Below are 2,644 nucleotides of genomic sequence, written 5' to 3' on the forward strand. Positions count from 1 at the left end.
TCGACTATTCAGAACGCTTATGGACTAGCATTCCATTACTGATCGGGTAAAAGATGGAATTTACCGACGCACAAATTGGCGCTTGGGTTGGGTCCTTCTTGTGGCCCTTATTCCGTATTGCCAGTTTCTTGATGGTGGTTCCGGTAATCGGAACACGGTTGGTGCCAATGCGTGTCCGAATTGGCTTATCCTTTGCCTTAACGCTAATCGTTGCTCCATTGATTGACCCTGTCCCTGTGATTGACGCTCTGTCAATCGGTTCTTTTTTGATTGTGCTTCAGCAAGTTGTTATCGGTACCTTAATGGGCTTCATGTTTGTGCTACTGATGCAGTTGTTTGTGGTGGCGGGGCAAATGATTTCGATGCAAATGGGTTTGGGTTTTGCTTCGATGGTTGACCCAACGAACGGTGTTAATACACCAATCCTGTCTCAGATATTCCTGATAGGCGTAACCTTAACGTTTCTTGCAATGAATGGTCATTTAGTGATGATTGAAGTGATTGTTGAAAGCTTTAGGGCGTGGCCGATTTCAGCAAGTATTATAGGTGAAAACTCGATAGAGCCTTACTTATTGTGGGATATGTTGATGAGGATTAACTGGCTCTTTGCTTCGGCTCTGCTGGTTGCGCTGCCAGTAGTAACTTCGGTATTGATTGTTAATATCTCCTTTGGAGTTATGACAAGGGCGGCACCGCAGATGAATGTATTCTCGCTCGGTTTTCCAATCGGTATGATTTTCGGTTTTTTCATTCTTTGGGTGGGTGTCGGAAATGTTGATACGCTTTTTATTCGTTTTAGCGAGCATACATATATTTATCTGCGCGATGTGATGGGGGCTTAGAGCGCTTATGGCAGAGAACGATAGTAGTCAGGATAAAACCGAAGAACCCACCGGCCGGAAACTCGAAAAAGCGCGAGAAGAAGGTCAGGTTCCCCGATCAAAAGAGTTAAATACAACTTTTTTACTGATTGTCGGGGCGGGGGGCTTGTTAATTTTTGGTAGCGGTATCGCAGCATCTTTAACAAAGATCATGACTGCTAGTTTTTCGTTTTCTAGAGAGGCGACACAAGATACAAGCCAGATGGGAATGTATCTCGCAAGAGCCGCGGTTGAAGTTGCAGAAGGTATTTTGCCGTTTCTAATTTTGTTGTTTGTATCGGCTATTGCAGGGTCCGTTGCTTTGGGTGGTTGGCTTTTCTCAACTAAAGCTCTGGCGCCTAAGTTTAGCCGAATGGACCCAATTAAAGGCTTGGCGAAGATGTTTTCCCTCAAGTCCTTAGTGGAGCTCATAAAGGCGATTGCAAAGGTGTCATTGGTTGTCGCAGTTGCAGTTTTGATTATTCACTCGCAATTGCCAACGCTTATCGGGCTTGCCGATCAAAATGTAATTTCAGCAATGGAAACAGCTTCCAAAATACTGGGGTGGGGTTTTTTCTATTTAGCATGTACGATGATCGTGATCGCTATGATTGATGTACCTTTTCAGATATTTGATCATACAAAAAATCTGAAGATGACGAAGCAGGAAGTGAAAGACGAATTCAAGGACACGGAAGGTAAGCCAGAGGTTAAACGGAAGATTCGCCAATTGCAGATGGAAATGGCGCAGCGTCGAATGATGCAAGATGTTCCTCAGGCTGACGTGGTGATTACCAACCCAACTCACTTTTCAGTCGCGCTACGATATAAACCTGAAGAAGATGCCGCGCCAATTTTGCTTGCGAAAGGGCATGATCAAGTCGCCTTGAAGATTAGAGAAATTGCCAACGAACATGATGTCGAAATTGTTGAGGCTCCACCGCTTGCGCGTTCGGTCTACCATCATGCCGAGATTGGTCAGGAAATTCCGAGTGGTTTGTATATGGCGGTTGCACAAGTGCTGGCATACGTATTTCAGCTTAAGCAGTTTAGGCGTCGCGTTATTACAAAACCTCCGAAACCGGACTTCCCCATACCGGATGATCTTAAATATGATGGCTCTTGATTAAGGGGCTGGCATTGCCTAATTACCGTAAACTGTAGAAGTCGGCGTGAATCTTGCTGATACCTTACTGATATTTGTTTTTCGTCAAATTAGTGACGATATCAGTCTTGGTAGTGATATTTATGCAGCAAGCCGCAATGCTTCAACAATTCAAGGTTCTTACTCAGGGTAATCTCGCCATCCCGGTGCTATTGATTGCAATCCTGGGGATGATGACCCTTCCTGTTCCTCCTTTCCTGCTTGATTTGTTGTTTACCTTCAATATTGCTTTGGCGCTTGTTGTCTTGCTTGTTTGTGTCTACTCCCTGCGGCCCGTTGAGTTCGCGATATTCCCAACCGTTTTGTTAGTTGCCACGCTTTTACGTTTGGCGCTAAATGTCGCTTCAACTCGTGTTGTTCTCTTGGAGGGGCACGAAGGTGGCGATGCTGCAGGTAAGGTGATTGAGGCCTTCGGTGAGGTTGTCATTGGAGGCAATTACGCTGTCGGTTTGGTTGTCTTTGCTATTTTGATGATTATTAACTTTGTTGTTGTAACAAAGGGTGCTGGCAGGGTCTCGGAGGTTAGTGCGCGCTTTACGCTCGATGCGATGCCGGGTAAACAGATGGCGATTGATGCTGATCTTAATGCTGGCATTATCGAACAGGAAGAAGCCAAGTC

The 2,644-nt window shown here is 45.3% G+C and carries 3 protein-coding genes; all 3 read left to right on the forward strand.

Annotated elements, in window-relative coordinates; all coding sequences use genetic code 11:
* The first annotated feature begins 53 nt into the window (after window positions 1–53).
* Entirely contained in the window at window positions 54–842 is a 789-nt protein-coding gene (fliR, locus tag A3763_RS14795) for a flagellar biosynthetic protein FliR (RefSeq protein WP_068511913.1), read from the forward strand.
* Between the two features lie 7 nt (window positions 843–849).
* Window positions 850–1,986: a flagellar biosynthesis protein FlhB gene (flhB, locus tag A3763_RS14800; protein WP_068511915.1), complete on the forward strand. Its 1,137-nt coding sequence runs from the start codon at window positions 850–852 to the stop codon at window positions 1,984–1,986.
* 122 nt (window positions 1,987–2,108) lie between these two features.
* Window positions 2,109–2,644, forward strand: a 536-nt coding sequence (locus A3763_RS14805) for an FHIPEP family type III secretion protein (protein WP_197482920.1), incomplete at its 3' end; no start/stop codon positions are given.

The sequence above is a fragment of the Oleiphilus sp. HI0128 genome (assembly GCF_001635365.1).

Bases quoted from the DNA above. Each gene is read 5' to 3' on its own strand.
- fliR (WP_068511913.1), top strand. From the start codon at position 54: ATGGAATTTACCGACGCACAAATTGGCGCTTGGGTTGGGTCCTTCTTG.
- flhB (WP_068511915.1), top strand. From the start codon at position 850: ATGGCAGAGAACGATAGTAGTCAGGATAAAACCGAAGAACCCACCGGC.